General features: G+C 41.3%; 15 protein-coding genes. 8 read left to right on the forward strand and 7 right to left on the reverse strand.

Annotated elements, in window-relative coordinates:
- Window positions 1-34: 34 nt before the first annotated feature.
- Genes PNIG_RS18315 through PNIG_RS18325 form a run of 3 tightly spaced genes read right to left on the reverse strand, consistent with a single transcriptional unit; the run spans window position 35 to window position 1,797 of the window.
- On the reverse strand, window positions 35-643 hold the full coding sequence (locus PNIG_RS18315; RefSeq protein ID WP_089369195.1) for a flavin reductase family protein: 609 nt from the start codon (window positions 641-643) through the stop codon (window positions 35-37).
- A 24-nt stretch (window positions 644-667) separates the two neighbouring features.
- Entirely contained in the window at window positions 668-1,402 is a 735-nt protein-coding gene (locus PNIG_RS18320) for an SDR family oxidoreductase (protein ID WP_089369196.1), read from the reverse strand.
- The gene (locus PNIG_RS18325) at window positions 1,399-1,797 is read right to left on the reverse strand and encodes a thiol-disulfide oxidoreductase DCC family protein (RefSeq protein ID WP_089369197.1); all 399 of its coding nucleotides are present in this window, start codon (window positions 1,795-1,797) and stop codon (window positions 1,399-1,401) included. The genes PNIG_RS18320 and PNIG_RS18325 overlap by 4 nt, the downstream gene beginning before the upstream one ends.
- Before the next feature lie 120 nt (window positions 1,798-1,917).
- Between PNIG_RS18325 and ppc the strand changes: the two genes are divergently transcribed.
- Window positions 1,918-4,563 (forward strand): phosphoenolpyruvate carboxylase, encoded by a 2,646-nt coding sequence (gene ppc, locus PNIG_RS18330; RefSeq protein WP_089369198.1) that lies wholly within the window; start codon window positions 1,918-1,920, stop codon window positions 4,561-4,563.
- A gap of 120 nt (window positions 4,564-4,683) precedes the next feature.
- Entirely contained in the window at window positions 4,684-5,613 is a 930-nt protein-coding gene (gene cdd, locus PNIG_RS18335; RefSeq protein WP_089369199.1) for a cytidine deaminase, read from the forward strand.
- Between the two features lie 30 nt (window positions 5,614-5,643).
- Here the strand turns inward: cdd and udp are convergent, their stop codons facing one another.
- Window positions 5,644-6,402: a uridine phosphorylase gene (udp, locus tag PNIG_RS18340; protein WP_011329945.1), complete on the reverse strand. Its 759-nt coding sequence runs from the start codon at window positions 6,400-6,402 to the stop codon at window positions 5,644-5,646.
- A gap of 417 nt (window positions 6,403-6,819) precedes the next feature.
- Between udp and PNIG_RS18345 the strand changes: the two genes are divergently transcribed.
- The 6 genes from PNIG_RS18345 to PNIG_RS18375 all read left to right on the forward strand — a co-directional run bounded on the left by PNIG_RS18345 (window position 6,820) and on the right by PNIG_RS18375 (window position 16,750).
- Window positions 6,820-7,929: an arginase family protein gene (locus PNIG_RS18345; protein WP_089369200.1), complete on the forward strand. Its 1,110-nt coding sequence runs from the start codon at window positions 6,820-6,822 to the stop codon at window positions 7,927-7,929.
- A 142-nt stretch (window positions 7,930-8,071) separates the two neighbouring features.
- Window positions 8,072-9,373 (forward strand): polyamine export protein PaeA, encoded by a 1,302-nt coding sequence (gene paeA, locus PNIG_RS18350; RefSeq protein ID WP_011329947.1) that lies wholly within the window; start codon window positions 8,072-8,074, stop codon window positions 9,371-9,373.
- Between the two features lie 870 nt (window positions 9,374-10,243).
- A complete protein-coding gene (locus tag PNIG_RS18360; protein ID WP_089369202.1) occupies window positions 10,244-11,407 on the forward strand; it encodes an efflux RND transporter periplasmic adaptor subunit in 1,164 nt (387 codons plus the stop codon).
- A gap of 12 nt (window positions 11,408-11,419) precedes the next feature.
- The gene (locus tag PNIG_RS18365) at window positions 11,420-14,551 is read left to right on the forward strand and encodes an efflux RND transporter permease subunit (RefSeq protein WP_089369203.1); all 3,132 of its coding nucleotides are present in this window, start codon (window positions 11,420-11,422) and stop codon (window positions 14,549-14,551) included.
- Window positions 14,551-15,963 carry an efflux transporter outer membrane subunit gene (locus PNIG_RS18370; RefSeq protein WP_011329954.1) on the forward strand — a complete coding sequence of 471 codons (1,413 nt, stop codon included), beginning with the start codon at window positions 14,551-14,553 and terminating at the stop codon, window positions 15,961-15,963. The genes PNIG_RS18365 and PNIG_RS18370 overlap by 1 nt, the downstream gene beginning before the upstream one ends.
- Before the next feature lie 151 nt (window positions 15,964-16,114).
- Window positions 16,115-16,750 carry a TetR/AcrR family transcriptional regulator gene (locus tag PNIG_RS18375; RefSeq protein ID WP_011329955.1) on the forward strand — a complete coding sequence of 212 codons (636 nt, stop codon included), beginning with the start codon at window positions 16,115-16,117 and terminating at the stop codon, window positions 16,748-16,750.
- A 47-nt stretch (window positions 16,751-16,797) separates the two neighbouring features.
- Here PNIG_RS18375 and PNIG_RS18380 read toward each other — a convergent pair whose 3' ends face one another.
- The 3 genes from PNIG_RS18380 to PNIG_RS18390 are packed head-to-tail and all read right to left on the reverse strand — an operon-like array spanning window position 16,798 to window position 19,489.
- Entirely contained in the window at window positions 16,798-17,901 is a 1,104-nt protein-coding gene (locus tag PNIG_RS18380; RefSeq protein ID WP_011329956.1) for a HupE/UreJ family protein, read from the reverse strand.
- On the reverse strand, window positions 17,898-18,923 hold the full coding sequence (locus PNIG_RS18385) for a tetratricopeptide repeat protein (RefSeq protein WP_089369204.1): 1,026 nt from the start codon (window positions 18,921-18,923) through the stop codon (window positions 17,898-17,900). Before PNIG_RS18385 ends, PNIG_RS18380 begins: the two co-directional genes overlap by 4 nt.
- Before the next feature lie 59 nt (window positions 18,924-18,982).
- Window positions 18,983-19,489 carry an Ig-like domain-containing protein gene (locus PNIG_RS18390; RefSeq protein WP_089369205.1) on the reverse strand — a complete coding sequence of 169 codons (507 nt, stop codon included), beginning with the start codon at window positions 19,487-19,489 and terminating at the stop codon, window positions 18,983-18,985.
- Window positions 19,490-19,495 lie beyond the last annotated feature (6 nt).

Consider the following 19,495-nt stretch of genomic DNA (forward strand, 5'->3'; position numbering starts at 1 on the left):
ATTAAAAGCTACAAATAATGTATTTGCAGCCTGGTTACTTTTTAGCATAAGGCAGGCGCATTAGTTTGTTAGTGCTGTGGTAGCTATCGAGCCCGCTTATGGCTACCGTATCTATGGCCTGTAAGTCTAAAAAGCCATCGCTTTGCAGTGCCGCTTCATCTAAATATACGTCCATTATTTCGCCAATCACAAGCTCAGTACCATTGACTGCTAAATGCTGATGTTCAATGTATTTTACCGCATATTTTAAGCGGCTTTGTTGTACAAAAGGGGCAGTAAATTCATTTAAATACTCAGCTGTTAAACCAGTGGCAGCAAACTCTGATTCGTTTTTATCATAACGCGCCGAGGTTTGATGTGCTTGCTGATAAATAGCACTATTAACATGATTAATAGTATAAACACCGGTTGCTAAAATATTTTCGAAAGTGTGACGGGGAACGCTATGGGGGCGTATTATCATACCAATTAATGGCGGGTGCGCGCCTAAATGAATAACAGAGCTAACAATCGATAAGTTAGTATTGCCTTGGCTGTCTTGAGTGCCAATTAAGTTAGCGCTTTTAAAGCCTGACAACGAGTTTATAAAGTGGGTACGCGTGTGTTTTTCAAGTGCTGCAATGCGCGCTTTAGTAAAATGCATTAAAAAATCCTTACCATGAAATACCTACCATGAAATAGCAGTGCCTTGCCAATCTAGGTAGGCGGGTTCACCGTTAAGTTCTAAATTAGGGTTGTTGTTAGTCAGTTCAAATAATTGCTGCGCTACAAACGCAGGAGTAAAAAGCGTGTTTGGCGGTACATTTTTTTGAAAAGGCTTAGACAGCTCAGTGTCGGTAGTACCGGGATGAAATAAAATGAGCTTAGTGTTTTTAGCGCGCCTTGCCAGCTCTACGGCAGCAGTTTTAAATAACATATTAAGCGCCGCTTTTGATGCGCGATAGGTATACCAGCCGCCAAGTTTATTGTCGTTTATGCTGCCAACCCGGGCGCTTAATGCGGTAATAGTGCAGTGGGTTTTAGGTGTTAATAATGGTAATACACTTTGCAGGCATAGCAGGGGTGTAAGCGCATTAACTTGCAATAGTTGATTAAAATAATCGCTGTTAATGTCCTCTAGTTTTTTTTCTGGCATGTGTTGCTGATTATGTAAAAGGCCATTAAAAATAATTACCTGATGTAAATCAGCCTGCTGGTTTTGTAGTGTAGTGGTAACATTGTTTAAGCTTTGTTTTGAATAATCGCTTTGCAGTTGCGTTATATTATTTAGGTTATTGTACTGTGCATTGCGCGAGCCCGCGCTTACGCAAACAATATGGTACTGGGTTACTTGGTTATTTAAATGCGCTATATAAGCTTGTGCAATTGCGCTACTTGCGCCAAATAAAACAATAGTTTTCATTTATCACCTGCACTTTTGGTTTTACATTGATTATTTTTACACTGTGAGTTTGGCATTAAAAAACGACTTATAGGCTGGCGATACTTAGCAAAAAAAGTGTATGCGCAATCGGCAAAAAAACGAATTATGGGCAAGCGAATAATCTTCAACCAAGGATATTTATCTACTGTTTTCCATGCTTGGTAGGTTACATCAAGGCCATAGATCATTATTCCAGATGGCATTCTTGCGTGTAATAACGCCATAGCTATACTTTTATCTACATTAGGAAAACGCGTATTAAAGTCAGTGGCATTAAGGTCCTCTAATATTATTTTATTATTAATGTCAGCACGCTTTAAATGTTGCATTTCGGCGTTACACAATGGGCAGTTAGCATCGTAAAAAATGATCATGTTATTGCTTTGTAATTATTTTACATATGCTTTTTTACGACACGCCATTGCAAATGGATCTATTAAATAACCGCGCATAGTGATATTAATAGTGCTCCATGAAACAAAGGAGACTGAGAAATGAGTGAACAATATGCCGCCTTGCGAGGCAATGTAAATTTACTAGGCCAATTATTAGGGCAAACAATTAAAGATGCCCAAGGCCAAGCAATTTTAGATAAAGTAGAAGAAATAAGGGCTTTATCAAAGTCATCTCGCAGTGGCAACGAAAACGACCGTAAAACACTAATAAAAGTATTACATGCGCTCAGCGATGAAGAGCTGTTACCGGTTGCCCGTTCATTTAATCATTTTTTAAACCTTGCCAATGTTGCCGAGCAGTTTCATACCGTTTCGCGTTTTAATGATGTTGGTTTTTGCCAGCTAAATCCTCTCACTCAAACATTAAAAACGTTAGCAACAAAAGCAAATAATGGCCAACTTAATCACAATCATTTGGCCGACACACTCTCAAAACTCCACATAAACTTGGTGCTAACCGCGCACCCTACAGAAGTAACACGCCGCACAATTATTAATAAGCACGTTGAGTTAAGTGATTGCTTAGCTTCATTGGAGCGAACTGATAACTTAGCACAAGAGCGCGAGGCTATTTTAAATCGTATTGCGCAGTTAATTAGCCAAGCATGGCACACCGACGATATTCGTCGCTCGCGACCTACCCCTGTTGATGAAGCAAAGTGGGGCTACGCGGTGATTGAAAATAGCTTGTGGCATGCGGTGCCGCGTTTTTTACGTGAGTTTAGTCAGCATGTAAAAGAGCATTTAAGCTTAGAGTTACCAACAAACTACAGCCCAATAGAGTTTACCTCGTGGATGGGCGGAGATCGTGACGGTAACCCTTATGTAACCGCACAAGTAACCAAAGAGGTGCTTGATCATGGTCGTTGGATGGCACTGGACTTATATGGCCGCGATTTAGAAACGCTAAGTACAGAGCTGTCGATGTCTGATGCTAGTGATGAGCTGATAGCCCTTGCGGGGCAAGAATTTGAACCCTACCGCTGCGTGATTAAAACACTCAAAAACCAAGTGTTAGAAACCGTGATGCATTTAGGGGCAAAAATAAAAAATCAGCGCAGCGAAGCCCAAGACTTAATTACCGATATAAACCAAATAAAACATCCAATTGAGGTGTGCTATCGCTCGCTATTAAAATGCAATATGAAAGTAGTTGCTGATGGCCTATTACTGGATGTATTACATCGTATTAATAGTTTTGGTTTGCGGTTAGCTAAATTAGATGTACGCCAAGATTCATCGCGCCATGGTGATGTGTTTTCAGAGCTTACGCGTTACTTAGGTTTGGGCGATTACAACCAATGGCAAGAGCAAGACAAACAAGCCTTTTTACTCACTGAGCTTAACTCGCGCAGGCCGCTAATACCTAAGCGTTGGCAGCCAAGCCCAGAGGTACAAGAAGTACTCGACACCTTTGACGTGATTGCACAGCAAGACGAGCAAACATTTGGCTTATATATTATTTCGATGGCGCGCACAGCCTCCGATATTTTAGCGGTACAATTGCTGTTAAAAGAAAGTGGTTGTAGCTTTAAACTACCGGTTGCGCCGTTATTTGAAACCTTAGATGATTTAAATGATGGCCACAATGTTATTACTACTTTGTTGGATAATGACTGGTACAGAGGCCAAATTAACAATACCCAAAACGTCATGATAGGTTACTCAGACTCAGCAAAAGACGCCGGTATGATGGCAGCTGGTTGGGCGCAGTACGAAGCAATGGATAAGCTAGTGCAATTGGCCGACAAACGCGGCATAGAGCTGGTGTTATTTCATGGCCGTGGCGGTACGGTAGGGCGAGGTGGCGCACCTGCTGCACAAGCCCTACATTCACAACCACCGGGGTCATTAAAAGGTGGTTTGCGAGTAACTGAGCAAGGCGAGATGATCCGCTTTAAATTTGGTTTACCCGATGTTGCGCTACAAAGCTTAAATATTTACGCCGGCGCTGTACTGCAAAGTAATTTATTACCACCGCCAGAGCCTAAACCACAATGGCGCGAAGTAATGGCTTTGATCAGCGAAGAGTCGTGTGAGCATTATCGTAACGTGGTACGCCACGATGAAAACTTTGTACCTTATTTTAGAATGGCAACCCCAGAGCTTGAGCTTTCTAAACTGCCGCTTGGCTCGCGCCCTGCAAAACGAAACCCTACAGGTGGGGTCGAAAGTTTGCGGGCAATACCATGGATTTTTGCATGGAGCCAAAATCGTTTAATGTTACCTGCGTGGTTAGGCGCATTAACAGGATTACAAGCGGCCTTGGCAAAATACGGCGTTGAAACCTTGCAAGAAATGAGCTTACAATGGCCATTTTTTAGATCGCGCCTAGAAATGCTCGAAATGGTATTTAGTAAGGCCGACAGCTGGTTAAGTGAGCATTACGATAACGCGCTGGTGGAAGATATGTACAAACCACTTGGTGTTACCTTGCGCAAAGAGCTCGCTGAAGCGATTAGTTTAGTACAGTCGCTTAGCCCGCAAAAAAGCTTATTGGCCGATCAGCCATGGATCAAAGAGTCAATTGCGCTGCGTAACCCTTATACCGATCCGCTTAATGTGTTGCAGGTAGAGTTACTTCGCCGTGCGCGCTCAAGCGACAACGGCAGTGAAGGCGATATAGATAACGCGTTAATGATCACCATGACCGGCATAGCAGCAGGTATGCGCAATACTGGTTAATGGCTAAATAAAAATAAGGGGATTGCGCAGCGCCGTAATCCCTTATTTTATGCATATGCGCTGGCATTTTATGCGCTAACCTTTTAAACTACTTAGCCATTGAATAACAAAAATTATATTATGGCTTCTGCAACCTTTTTAGTACAAGCAAACACCGCACTAAGTAATACCCACATCTCTTTAAGCGTAGCGCAAACACAGGCTTTACGTAGCCAATTAAAAACCCAGCGCGGTATTTTAAACGCAAATAATATTAACCAACTATGCGCGCAACTTAATGTAACAAACGACGCCTTATTACAAGGTTTAGTGCCTTTAGCGTCTGAGTTTGCGGTAGCACCCGTATCGAACTTTCATGTAGGTGCAATCGTTAAAGCACTCGATGAAAGCGGCGAGGTTAATTTTTACTTTGGTGCTAATGCCGAGTTTAACCGCCAAGCACTTAGTTTAGTGGTGCACGCAGAGCAGTCTGCAATTAATAATGCTTGGTTAAATGGCGCGAAAAAAATACTAAAAATAGCGATTAGTGACGCACCTTGTGGTTATTGCCGCCAATTTATGAACGAATTAGCTGATGCGCGTGAATTTGATATTTTACTGCCCGAGCAGCAATTTAAACTTGCAGACTTGTTACCGCATTCGTTTGGCCCCACCGATTTAGGCAATCAGTACAGCTTATTTAATCCAGCCCCGCAGGCTCGCTCATTTAATAATACAGAAGTAGAGCAACAGCTGGCAGCCTATGCGTTAGCAGCTTATGTACCGTATAGCAAAAACTACAGCGCAGTAAAAATCACTACGTTTAACAACGGTGACTTTTATGGCAGTTACGCAGAAAACGCTGCATACAGCCCTAGCTTATCGCCATTGCAAAGTGCATTAAGTCAGTTGTTTTTAGCTGGTTTGAGTTTTGATCAACATACCGTAAAGGGAATAACACTGTTAGAAACCGCTGGTCATGAAAACCAAGCAGGAGTGGCTCAAGCAGTGTTAGCAAGCTTTGTAAACTTGCCACCACTTGAGCTAATTAGTGCGCCATTAAGTGAGTAACTTGGCAAACTGACACACTAAAAAGTACTGTTACTTAGCGAGCAGTACTTTAGCGGCTTCTAATACTACCGCAACTGATTTTCTTTCAATTTCGCCGTGGTCAACATTAGGAATTTCTTGGCGAGTACGATTAACTAATACACCGGCTACGCACGCTGCTTGTAAACCAAGTGCCGCACACATAGTAAATAAGGTTGCCGATTCCATTTCGTAGTTCATCACCCCCAATTTTTGCCACTCTTCGCAGCTGCCTTGTAACGACTTTGGCACATAACCAGAGTGTGTATCGTAACGCTCTTGCCCTGGGTAAAATGTGTCGCTTGATGCAGTAATACCAATATGAAAATCGATATTAAGGTTTTCACAGGCTTTAACCATAGCTTGGGTAGCAAAAAAGTCAGATACCGCAGGGTAGCTAAGCGGCGCAAAATGCTGGCTTGCACCATCTAAACGCACAGAGGCTTGGCTAATTAAAATATCGCCTTCGTTAATGTGTGGTTGAATTGCGCCAGTAGTACCAATACGCAAAAAGCTGTGCACGCCAAGTTGGGCTAATTCTTCAACGGCAATCGACGTCGATGGACCGCCAATACCGGTAGAGCATATAACCACAGAATGGCCATTAAGCTCACCTAAATAAACATGAAATTCACGCGTTTTAGCCAGGCAAGTTGGGTTATCTAAAAATTGCGAAATACGTGCAGCACGATCCGGATCGCCCGGAACAATAGCCAGTTTTGCACCTTTAAGATCGTCAATACATAACCCTAAGTGAAATACCTTTTCCATAACTAAGCCTTTATAAAATTACTATCAATTTAGCATCATTACTATAATTGTTTGTTTAGTACAGGACGTATGTCCGTGTTGATTTGTTTTGATTTATTCACCCACATTGAATATTCAAGCATATATTAAAATTACCCGTAAAATGAGGCGGTTGACTTGTATAGGCAGACATTATATTGATCGTCTAAAGTAATCAGTAAATTATCATAAACAACAGGCACATTTACACTAAGTTGTTTTTATTCATATGGTTAGTTGTTATTTTTTGGATGGTATATACATTAGTGAAGCAAGGCTAATTTAACGTTAGTTTGCTTTTAGCAAGCAGTACTAATGTTATTGTTAGTATTTAAATATTAGCAATTTTGCATAACTAATCAGTACCACGCAAAACATATAGATTTATAAGGGTTTACCATGAGCACCGAATTTCAGGAATTTAAAAGCAAAATTGAGCATTGTTTGTGCGCACCAGGTGATGGTGTATATACAGTTAACACTGCAAAAGAGCGCAAAGCTGCATTAAGAAATAAGCTTTATGGGCAAACCGAAAACATTGGCCCATTATGGCGTGAGTCGCTTAACGAGTTACCCAATTCGCCGCATAAAGCGGTTATGCTAGGTATTAGCTCAGATTGTGGCGGCGGTATTTTACGTGGCGCAAACTGGGGGCCGTTATTTTTACGCTCAGCATTACTTGATCAGCAACCTCAGTGCCGCTCATTCGATTTAGGCGACGTACGCGTTATTCCTCATTTATTACATGATAAATACTTAAACAAAGCCACTATAACCAATTGCCAAAAAGCATTATACGGCAACGAAAATAACGACTATTACGTTAGCCCACTGTCGATCACTGAAGATGTGTGCGACAGCTTTTATGCAACATTTGAAAATAAAGGCATTTTTGGTATTGGCGGCGATCATTCAATTAGTTACCCATTAACAAAAGCGTATTTAAAAGCTAAGCGCACACAAGGCAAGCGTACCGCAATTATTCATTTTGATGCCCATACCGACTTATTGGTTGAGCGCTTAGGCATTGATTTATGTTTTGGCTCTTGGTGTACGCATATTTTAGAGTTTTTACCTGCGCCGCATCATTTAATTCAATTTGGTATTCGTTCAAGCGGTAAACCGAAAGAGCATTGGGAAAGCACTTTTGGTGTTAAACAACACTGGGCGCATGAAATTATAGAGCGCGGTGCAGCAGCCGTTGCCGCAGATGCCATTGCCCAGCTTAAAGCCGACAACGTTGACGAAGTGTATGTTAGCTTTGATATTGACGCCCTTGATGAAAAATTTGCCTCTGCAACAGGCACACCAGAGGCAAACGGCTTAACGCCACAGCACGCACTGGATATTTTATCAGCCATAGCCGATGAATTTCCGATCACCGGTGCCGATATGATGGAAATTGCGCCTTTTACCGACAGCTCGCTAGTAGGGCAGTCAAGTTCAGAAACCACCTTACGAGAAGGCGCTAAAATTTCGGCGTTTTTGATTAGTGCGATGAACAAGTAATCTTAAAGCAGGTCGAAAGGCCTGCTTATTGTATTGATAATAAAAGCCTTTTAATAAATATTAAATTTAAATTGCCCCGTTTAAAAAAGCGACTATAATCCAGCTGCTTTTGCTATAAAAGCGTATTTTATTGGAGCTATAAATGGGTGATTTAGTCGGGATTGGCTTATTAATCTTGATCAGTGCGTTGTTTGCAATGTCGGAAATTGCGATTGCAGCATCGCGTAAAATAAAGTTAAGAGTGATGGCTGATGAGGGCAATGTTCAAGCAGCTGCAGTATTAAAGCTACAAGAACAACCTGGGGCATTTTTTGCCATGATCCAAATAACCCTTAATGCTATTGCTATATTAGGCGGCATTGTGGGTGAGCAAGCACTTTCGCCTTATGTGCAAAATGTATTGCAGTTTTTTTATCAAGGCCCATTACTGGCACAAATTAGTTTTTTACTGTCGTTTTTAACCATTACTTCACTGTTTATTTTATTTGCAGATTTACTACCTAAACGTTTGGCAATGATTTTGCCAGAGGCCGTTGCTGTGCGCGTGGTAACAATAATGCGCTGGGTTACCTATGCCTTAACGCCCTTGGTATTATTTTTTAATGGTTTAACAAATATTATTTTGCGTATTTTTAAAGTACCAAGCGAGCGCGAAGATATTGTAACCACAGAAGACATTGTTGCCATGATGGATGCAGGTGCAGAATACGGTAGCCTACAGCAACAAGAATACGATTTAATCGGTAACGTATTTGACCTAGAAGCGCGCTTTATATCGAGTGTGATGTCGCCGCGCGACCAAATAGTTTATTTTGATATTAATGAGTCGAGCCATGATATTGCTAACAAAATAATAGAGCATCCACATAATCACTTTTTAGTGTGTAACGATAATTTAGATAAATTAATCGGCTCTGTAGAATCAAAAGATATTTTACGCCAAGTACTTAAAGGCGATGCAGCGAATATTAATAGCGAAATGCTCGAAAAAGATATTTTTTATCTACCCGAAACCCTTAGTTTATCAGAGGCATTAAATGCGTTTAAAACAGCCGTACAGCCTTTTGCTGTAGTAGTTAACGAATACGCATTAGTGGTAGGCATAGTAACAGTAAAAGATTTAATGAAAGGCTTTATGGGCGACTTAATTACTCACAGCGATGATGAGTTAATTGTTGAGCGCGACCAAAACTCCTGGCTAGTTGATGGCTTAACCCCCATAGTTGAGCTGGCTAAAGTACTTGATATTGATGAGTTTCCTCATCAAAGTCATTACGAAACCGTGGCCGGATATTTAATTTATACCATGAAACGCATTCCAAAACGTGCAGAGTATATTCAATACGCCGGCTTTAAATTTGAAGTGGTCGATGTTGAAGGCATTCGGGTTGAGCAGTTACTGGTATCAAAAATAGTACCCACGCCCGAGCCACCGCAAAGCTAAGTACAAACTAAGTTAGCAAGTAAAAAGTAGCAAGTAAACAGTCAAAATCACAAAGTAAAAACACCTTATTTTATTATTTTAAGGTGTTACTACGTAGGTTGGTTTGAGCGCAGAGAAGCCCAACGAAAAAAGGCAGCCTCAATTAACATTAGCGTTTTGTATTATCGATTACCTAAAAAGTACCGAATGTAGGTCGGATAAGCAAAGCGCCATCCGACACAGTAAAATACCTTTCCAATTATTATCAGCATTTTATATTGTCAAATTGCTAGAAAATGCCATGAACGGGCCTTCAAGGCGTGAATCTGAAACTTTGTTGGGTGGCGCCTTCGGCTTAACCAAACTACCTTTTGACGTTGATTGAGGTAGGTTGGTTTGAGCGCAGCGAAGCCCAACGAAAAAAGCAGCCTCAATTAACATTAGCGTTTTGTATTATCGATTACCTAAGGAAGCACCGAATGTAGGTCGGATAAGCGAAGCGCCATCCGACACAGTAAAATATCTTGCCAATTATTATTATCATTATGTTATCGAATGGCTTGAAAGAGAATCGAAGGGGTCAAATCTTGACTTCATACATCACAATTCTTGACTGACCGTTTATCGTTCTATGCAGCTCAACTAAATGTCTATACCAATCACCATTCAAAGCATAACCACGCTGAATTCAGCCCTATTTGGGCTTTACCCAATGCCCTCGGGGAGTTTTGACTGTAAGCAAATAGTCGCTTTAGTCAACCAAATTTACATATGTTTACAGTATTAAATCTAGTTAAAAATAATTCTTAATTAGCATTGGAAAGTGCATGTAAATAATTTAGAATGAACGTTCATTCTAAAGTTTAAATTCAAGTTAAAAGGTAATTTAATATGCAGCGTTCCCGCATCGCGCTATTGGTATTTTCGGCCCTCGTTGGTTCTGTCGTTTTAACTGGTTGTGATCAGGCTACTGAGCAACCTAAAGCTACTGCTTCTCAAGGCACTCCAGTAGGTGTAGTTACGATAAAAAGCCAAACACTTACACTTAAACAAGAATTACCAGGGCGTGTAAGTGCATATCAAATAGCAGAAATTCGTCCTCAAGTTAGCGGTATTGTGCAATCTCGTTTGTTTACAGAAGGTACGCAAGTAGAAAAAGGCCAAGCGCTATATCAAATAAATCCAGCCATTTTTGAAGCTGAGCTTGCAGCAAGTGAAGCAGCTGTAGCCCGTGCTGAGGCGAGTATTGCCAGCAGTAAATCAAAAGCTGCGCGTTATAAAGAGTTATTGGCAATTAAAGCTGTAAGTCAGCAAGACTTTGACGAAGCAGATGCAACTGCTAAGCAGGCAAAGGCTGAGTTACTTACTGCGAAAGCGCAATTACAGGCTGCACAAATTAATTTAGATTACAGCCATGTAGCATCGCCTATTGGTGGTCAAATTAGTAAATCGAGTGTGACTGTTGGTGCTTTGGTAAGTGCTAATCAAGCAATGGCATTGGCAACAGTCACGCAGCTTGATCCAATTTATGTTGATTTAACACAATCGAGTAATGAGTTAACCAAGCTTAAAAAAGCGTTGTCGTCGGGCTCGTTAAGTGTTGATGCAGATATTCAAACCGAGGTTGAACTTTATATGGAAGACGGTTCGGTTTATCCGCATAAGGGCACCTTACAGTTTTCAGAAGTAACGGTTAATCCAAGTACGGGTTCGGTAACATTGCGAGCTAAATTTTCTAACCCTGAGAAACTACTTTTACCGGGTATGTATGCCCGTGCATCTATTGTTGAAGGGGTTCAAGAAAATGCTGTTTTGGTTCCGCAGCGTGGTGTAACGCGTAATTCCAAAGGCCAGCCAACAGCTATGGTGGTAAGTGAAAATAATACAGTAGAGAGCCGAGTACTAGAAGTTGATAGAACAATAGGTTCGAACTGGTTAGTGACTAAAGGTTTATCTGCTGGTGATAAGTTAATTGTTGAAGGCTTACAAAAAATTCGTCCTGGCGCGCCAGTGATTGTCACTGAAGCAACACCTTTAGCCACTCAAGCGCAATAACGGAGAGTTTAAATGTCACGATATTTTATCGATAAACCGATATTTGCTTGGGTACTCGCTATTATTGTTATGTTAGCGGGTATTTTAGCAGTTAAAAGTTTACCTATTGCACAGTATCCTTCTATTGCACCGCCTGCGATTAGTATTACTGCAAATTACCCAGGTGCATCAGCGCAAACCTTAGAAGACTCTGTAACTCAAGTTATTGAGCAAAAAATGAAAGGGCTAGACGGCTTGTTATATATGTCGTCAACGTCAGAGTCGAGTGGCTCAGCAACGCTTACATTAACGTTTAATGCTGATACCGACCCTGATATTGCTCAGGTTCAAGTACAAAACAAATTAGCAACCGCAACGCCGTTGTTACCAGAGGAAGTACAACGCCAAGGTGTTGTAGTAGCCAAAGCGGCGCGTAACTTTTTATTAGTATTAGGTTTTGTGTCTAAAGATGGCAGCATGACTAATATTGATATTGGTGATTATGTAGCCTCAAACGTGCAAGATATTGTTTCTCGTGTTGATGGTGTAGGTGAAGCGCAGTTATTTGGCTCGCAGTACGCTATGCGTATTTGGTTAGATCCAGCAAAATTACAAAACTTTAAGTTAACGCCAAACGATATTGGCGCGGCAATTACTGCACAAAATGCGCAGGTTTCTGCCGGCCAACTCGGTGGTATGCCTGCGATTGCAGGGCAGCAGTTAAATGCGACAATAACGGCACAAAGCCGTTTGCAAACACCTGATCAGTTTGAAAACATTTTAGTTAAAACCAATAGTGATGGCTCAGTAGTACGTCTAAAAGATGTAGCGAGAGTAGAGCTAGGCGGTGAAAACTATGGTGTAGTCGCACGTTTTAATGGAAAACCCGCATCGGGCTTAGGGATAAAACTGGCCAGTGGTGCGAATGCGCTAGATACGGCAAATGGTGTTAAAAAAGCCCTTGAAGAGCTTAAACCGTTTTTCCCTCAGGGCTTAGAAAGTGTTATTCCTTACGACACCACACCATTTGTATCTTTGTCGATAGAAAAAGTAGTACACACGTTAATTGAAGCTGTGATACTTGTGTTTGTTGTAATGTATTTGTTTTTACAAAACTTTCGTGCGACGTTAATTCCGACTATTGCAGTACCTGTTGTATTACTGGGTACGTTTGCAATTTTGTATACCTTTGGTTATTCAATCAATACGTTAACTATGTTTGCTATGGTACTTGCCATTGGCCTGTTGGTTGATGATGCGATTGTTGTAGTAGAAAACGTAGAGCGTTTAATGACTGAAGAAAAACTCTCGGCATTAGATGCAACACGTAAATCAATGGACGAAATTAAAGGCGCATTGGTAGGTATTGCTATGGTGCTGTCGGCAGTATTTATTCCGATGGCGTTTTTTAGTGGCTCTACCGGTGTTATTTACCGTCAGTTCTCTATTACTATTGTGTCGGCAATGGGCTTGTCGGTATTAGTGGCACTTATTTTAACGCCTGCATTATGTGCAACCTTACTTAAGCCAAGCCATGTACACGATAAAACATCATTTATTGGACGTTTTTTCTCTGGCTTTAACCGTGGTTTTGATAAAACAAACCGCGGTGCACAAGGTATTGTTGGGCGTATGATCAGCCAATCAAAGCGCTACTTACTTATTTATGGTGTGCTTGTGGGTGGTATGGTATATGTGTTTTCAAGCTTACCAACTGCTTTTTTACCAGACGAAGACCAAGGTATATTATTTAACCAAGTAATGTTGCCTGCAGGCTCTACCATTGAGCAAACGTTAGGTGTAGTGGAAAAAGTAGAAAACCATTATTTGAATGATCAAGCCGAAGCGGTAAGTTCTATCTTTACGGTAACAGGCTTTAGTTTTGCAGGTTCTGGACAAAACTCAGCAATTGGTTTTGTGAGCTTAAAGCATTGGGATGAGCGCCAACGTGACGACCTATCGGTAAATGCAGTAGCAGGTAAAGGAATGGGGTATTTTTCAACCATAAAAGAAGCGTTTGTATTTGCTTTCCCACCACCGGCAATTGTAGAACTTGGTACAGCTAATGGCTTTAATATGTTTTTACAAGACCGCGTTGGCTTAGGCCATGACGAGCTATTAAATGCACGTAATATGTTGTTGGGTATGGCAAGCAAAAGCCCTGTTTTAGCGGGTGTGCGTCCAAATGGCCAAGAAGACATGCCAGAGCTGCAACTTGATATTGACCTTGCAAAAGCAGAAGCATTGGGTGTTACTCAAACCGATATAAATAGTACTTTGTCTACCGCATGGGGTAGCCGCTATGTTAATGACTTTATTGACCGCGGCCGCGTGAAAAAAGTATACATGCAAGGCGAAGCTGATTCGCGCATGGTGCCAGAGGACTTAAATAAGTGGTACGTGCGTAATAATACTGGCGAGATGGTGCCGTTTGCAGCATTTGCTAGTTCGCACTGGTCTTATGGCTCACCACGCTTGGAGCGCTACAATGGTTTTTCTGCGATGGAAATACAAGGTAGTGCAGCACCTGGCTATAGTACAGGGCAGGCTATGGATGAAATGGAGCGTTTAGTTAAGCAATTACCAAACGGTATTGCCTCTGAGTGGTCGGGTATATCTTATCAAGAACGCTCAAGTGGTGGGCAAGCGCCTTTACTGTATGGTTTATCGCTGCTATTTGTATTTTTATGTTTAGCTGCGTTATACGAAAGCTGGTCGGTACCATTTGCGGTAATGATTATTGTGCCACTGGGTATATTTGGTGCCATTATGGCGGCATTAATTGGTAACTTATCAAACGATATTTACTTACAAGTAGGCTTGTTAACCACCATAGGTTTAGCTTCTAAAAACGCGATATTAATAGTTGAATTTGCTATTCATAAAATGGAAGAAGGCCTGAGCTTAGTGGATGCTGCAATAGCTGCTGTTAAACTGCGTTTACGCCCAGTATTAATGACCTCGCTGGCCTTTATTTGTGGTGTTGTACCTTTGGCTATTGCGTCGAGCGCAGGGTCGGGTGCACAAAATGCGCTGGGTATCTCTATTATTGGTGGTACATTAGCTGCCTCTACCTTAGTGGTGTTATTTGTGCCTTTGTTTTTTGTTTTAGTACGTAAAACATTCTCAAGTAAATCGGCAGTAGCAACGAAGGAGAGCGAATAATGAACTTAAAAACATTAGGTTTAAACGCACTTACTTTAGCTGTATTAACGGGGTGCCAACTTGCCCCAGAGCAACAAGAAATAGCTTTACCTGTGCCTGATGCGTATGCATCGGGTGCAGAGCAAGCGCAAGCTACGCAGCTAAATTGGCAGCAGTTTTTTAATGATGAAAAACTGCAAGCGTTAATTGCACAGAGCCTTGAGCATAATAAAGACTTACAAATTGCTGCATTAAATGTGCAGCGCGTGCGTGGCTTATATCAAATAGAAGACTCGGCATTATTTCCATCGCTTGATATAAATGGCTCTGGATCGCGTCAGCGCTTGCCGGGTGATTTATCGAGTACTGGTGAGCCGCGTATTAATTCGCAGTACAGTGCTACCGTAGGTATTACCTCGTATGAGCTTGATATATGGGGCAAGGTGCGCAATCAGTCAGCGCAAGCACTGCAAACCTTATACTCTACGCAGCTGAGCCAATACAGTATGCAAGTGTCGCTTATTGCTGAGCTTGCTAATGCCTGGCTTAACTATGCAACCGACCAGCAGTTATTAGCACTGGCCGAGGAAACCCTAACGTCGCAACAGTCGTCGTTATCACTTACTCAACAAAGTTTTGATTTAGGTGCTGCATCAGCAATTACCCTAGAGCAACTTAAAAGTACGGTTGCTACAGCTAAAGTTGATATAGCAAAGTATAAGCGTTTATTAAAACGCGATAAAAATGCGCTTGATTTACTAGTAGGTAATAGCGTTGCCAGTGATTTACTGCCAAATGCGTCACTTAATCATTTACTCGACTTACCAGAAGTACCAGTTGGTTTACCGTCTGATTTACTCACGCAACGCCCTGATATTAAAGCGGTTGAGCATCAGTTGTTAGCGGCTAATGCAAATATTGGTATTGCGCGTGCTGCGTTTTACCCAAGTATTAGTTTAACCGCTAATGCGGGTACTGCATCAAGCGACTTAAGTGGTTTATTTGATGGTGGCTCGGGTACGTGGAGCTTTGTACCTACTATTAATTTGCCTATTTTTAATATGGGCCGTAACCAAGCTAATTTAGATGTTGCTAAAGCGGCGCAACAAATAGCGCTTACCACCTATCAGCAAAAAATTCAGCAAGCGTTTCGTGAAGTTGCTGACGTACTTGCAGATAGAGAAGGTTATAACGCCCAGCTAAGCGCACTTGAGCAGTTAGTGCAAAGCCGTCAAGCAACCTTTGATATTTCGCAAGCGCGTTACGACAAAGGTGCCGACAGTTACTTGCAAGTTCTTGATTCGCAAAGAACTTGGTACAGTGCCCAACAGCAGTTAATTACGGGTAAGCAAGCATTACTTGCCAGTAAAATTAACTTATACAAAGCAGTTGGCGGCGGTTGGCAAGTTACCTCACCAGCGGTGCAAGATTAAGTAGTCTATATGGTCTATAGCTTTTGCTATAGGCCATCACTAGAATGTTAAATTTATAATACTTCTAATTTAACAGCGCTTTATTTGCTGTAACTAAATATTTAGATGCAATTGGTTTTTATAATAGACAGGTTAAATAGTGGAGTTGTAAGTGACCCATAAAAGTAAAAGACATGCAGATCCTGCATTAGTCGAAGCACGGCGCACACAAGTACTAGATGCTGCAGCAGACTGCTTTCGTCGCAAAGGCTATCATGGGGCAGGCATGGCTGAAATTGCAAGAACTGCGGGTATGAGTGCCGGCCATATCTATAACTACTTTGAAAGTAAAGAAGCAATAATAGAGAGTATTATTGAGCAAGATATGCAAGAAATGTTTTCTATATTTCAAGAGTTTGAAGAGCAGCCTGGCGATATCCTCACAATACTTTTAGGCAGTTTGCACAAAGGAGTGCAAAGGCATATGGATACCGGGGCGTGTGTAATCGATTTAGACATGATGGCAGAAGCGGCCAGAAACAATAAAGTGGCTACGTTACTACACGAGGCTGATACCCAAGCGCGCGATAGAATGAGACAGTTATTAATTAGCGACAGAAGCTTGTTAAAATCACACTCAGAGCAAGAACTCGATAGCCGTATTAATGTTATTTTTTCGATGATGGCGGGCTTATTTCTTCGAAAAATGCTCTACCCAGAACTCACCGAAGAAACAGTATTAATAGCACTTCGCCCAGCGATGAAAACGCTACTCATGCCTTTTGAAGTGCATGACGAAGTACTGTAAAAAGCACTATAAAAAGTGCTCAAAATTGGTATTAGGGCGGTTACAGGTTAAAACCGCTCGACTGACCATTGTAATGCAATCAGTGCTATAGCAAATGAACCCACCGGCATTAACCATTTCTTATACCACTGATAGCCTCTTATGCTGATTAACACCGGCAATGCTATGAGTAAAATACTGAGCTGACCAATTTCTACCCCTAAGTTAAATGCTACAATACTCAATAGCTGATAATCGCTCGACAACCCCAACTCACCCAATACACTGGCAAACCCCATGCCGTGCAATAAACCAAAGGCAAATGTTACCCAACCTAAACGTAATACCAGTGGCCATACATTATTAAGTGCAGCAAAAAGTACTGACAGGGCAATACCTAGCTCTACCCAGCGGCTATTAGGCGATACTAAATTCATAGCGGTTGCAGTAAGCGTAATTGAATGGGCTAGGGTAAAGGCGGTAACTATCCACGCGGTGTGTTTAATAATTTGTTTTTTTGAGCTAATACCTTGCCATTGTTTTTCGGTGCGGGTAAGTACGCAGGTAAGTAATAAGGCGATTAAAAATAAAATATGATCAATACCAATCCAAATATGCAATATTCCTTGATATACATATTGATTAAAGGTGCTTAAGTAGCTTGATTGGCTAAAATTAAATGTTTGTTTTGCGTTAGCTGCGCTAAACACTCGCGATAAATTATTAATATTTACAATGGCTTTGTGGTTACCATCGGTATTAAAAAAGGCGCTGTAATGTAAGCTAGTTTCAGTTTGATCAGCGCAGCTAAACAGCAGCGGTATTACTAAATAGGGTTGATTAAAGTGACTATCTAATTGATACGCCCCTTGGGTAGAGAGCGTGCATGCCTGTTGTTGCTGAATTAGCTGTAAATTAGCATACACAAAACTATTAATAGAGCTGCGTTTGGCTTTTATTTCAGCCCAGGTTATTTGTTTATCGTTATTAATATCGAACGCCACGACTTGCTCTAAATCGGTTATATTTACTTGCCACTGACCACTATACTGATTTTGGCTAGCAGCGGTATTATTTAAAGTTATATAGCCGGTACTTAACTGATGAGCAAAGCTATTAGTGGCCACTAAACTCGTTGCTAAAGTGAGAATAAATACACAAAATGTTTTCATAGTGTTGCTCGCTGCATGGCTTTGGCTTGTATTAATAATTGCTTATCGGTGCTCATTTTAGCTTGTTGCCAATTTATATTGGCCCAGTACAGAGCTTTATCACTATTTGGCGCTACTGCAATATAATAGTGGGCCAGATCACTGGCATGAAAGGTATCTTGACGCAGCTCGCGCAGCGCCACACGGCTTTTCATCATTGTTTGCCACTTTGTACTAACCGCATTAGTATTTTTTTCAGCAATAGCCAACCTGAGTAGAATAGCATCTTCTAAATTACTGTTATCTGTTAGCAAACCAGCTAAAGTATTGAGCACTTGCTGCGTGTTATTAAGTGCTAATTGAGTATCGGCCCACAGTACAATAAGGCTCACCGGCGCAGACTGTAAATCGACATGGCTAATGTAGCTCAGCGCAGTTTGGTAATTATTTAATCGATAGCTCATTTCACTTAGTACATGGGCAGTGGCTAAGCTAATATTTTTATTATGGGTAATCTTTTTTAATGCATTATAACTTTGTATTAGTTGCTCTTGCTGGCTTTGTACATCTAACACGCAAGTACTTACGGTAATAAGGCTTACTTGCCCAATTAATGCCGTACAATGCCCTTTGGCAGCAGTAAATTCACCTTTGGTCATGTAAATATTAGCCAGTAATAAATGACTATTACTGTGATTTGGCTCAGCAACTAATACTTCAGTGGCAATTTTAATTGCAGCATCAAATCGGTGCTCTTTTTGTAGTACTCGTGCATATAAATAACCAATTAGTGGAGTGGGGTTTTGGTTATACAAAGTTGCTAAATGTGTTTTTAACACACCTTGCAAACGTTCAGTTTGCCCAGCATATTGGCTATTTATAACTAGTTCGTTTATTTCAGCAACAGACAGTTGAGCTACTATATTTGAGTTGCTAGGGGCAATAATTGCATTATCGGCGGGGGTAAAAGCGCTGGCAAATACATTGCTTGAAAATAACATACCCATAAGTAGCAAAATTAATTTAGTGTAAGGTAATTGCATTTTATAGTCCTTTTGAAAAAGCCATCCGTGGCCTGTCAGCTTTGATTATGACTTACTGATTAATTACCTGTTGCAGGGTGGAGGCCACCGACATCTGTTTCGGTGTTGGTAAATACCCGGCCGTTAATAGACAGTGGCTCAGCGTTAGCAGGTTGATTAAATGCATCGGTTGCAAACTGAGCAAAGTCGACTTGCAACGCTTCAATAGTAATACTTATCGTTGCTGTTACTTGGTTGTTAACCCCATCAGACACACCAAACATAAAGCTATCTGACCCTGTTTGTTCTTTATTGGGCGTGTAGGTGTATGTGCCATCGGTATTTACAACTACGCTGCCGAGTGTGGGCTGTGTTGTTATGCTGTAGGCAAGTGTGTCGCCATCGGCATCTGCTGCGTCAAGCATGTCGTTAATAGCCACCTCAGTTTGCGTGGTAACCATGGCATCGCTTGCTGTGGGAGCAACATTAACAGCCACTGTTGGCTCGTTGTCATTATCGCTACCACAGCCGCTCATTGCTAAAACACTTATAAGCAAATATGCCTGTGTATATTTTAAATTACGCATTCTTTT

The sequence above is a fragment of the Pseudoalteromonas nigrifaciens genome, assembly GCF_002221505.1.
Classification (GTDB): Bacteria; Pseudomonadota; Gammaproteobacteria; order Enterobacterales; family Alteromonadaceae; genus Pseudoalteromonas; species Pseudoalteromonas nigrifaciens.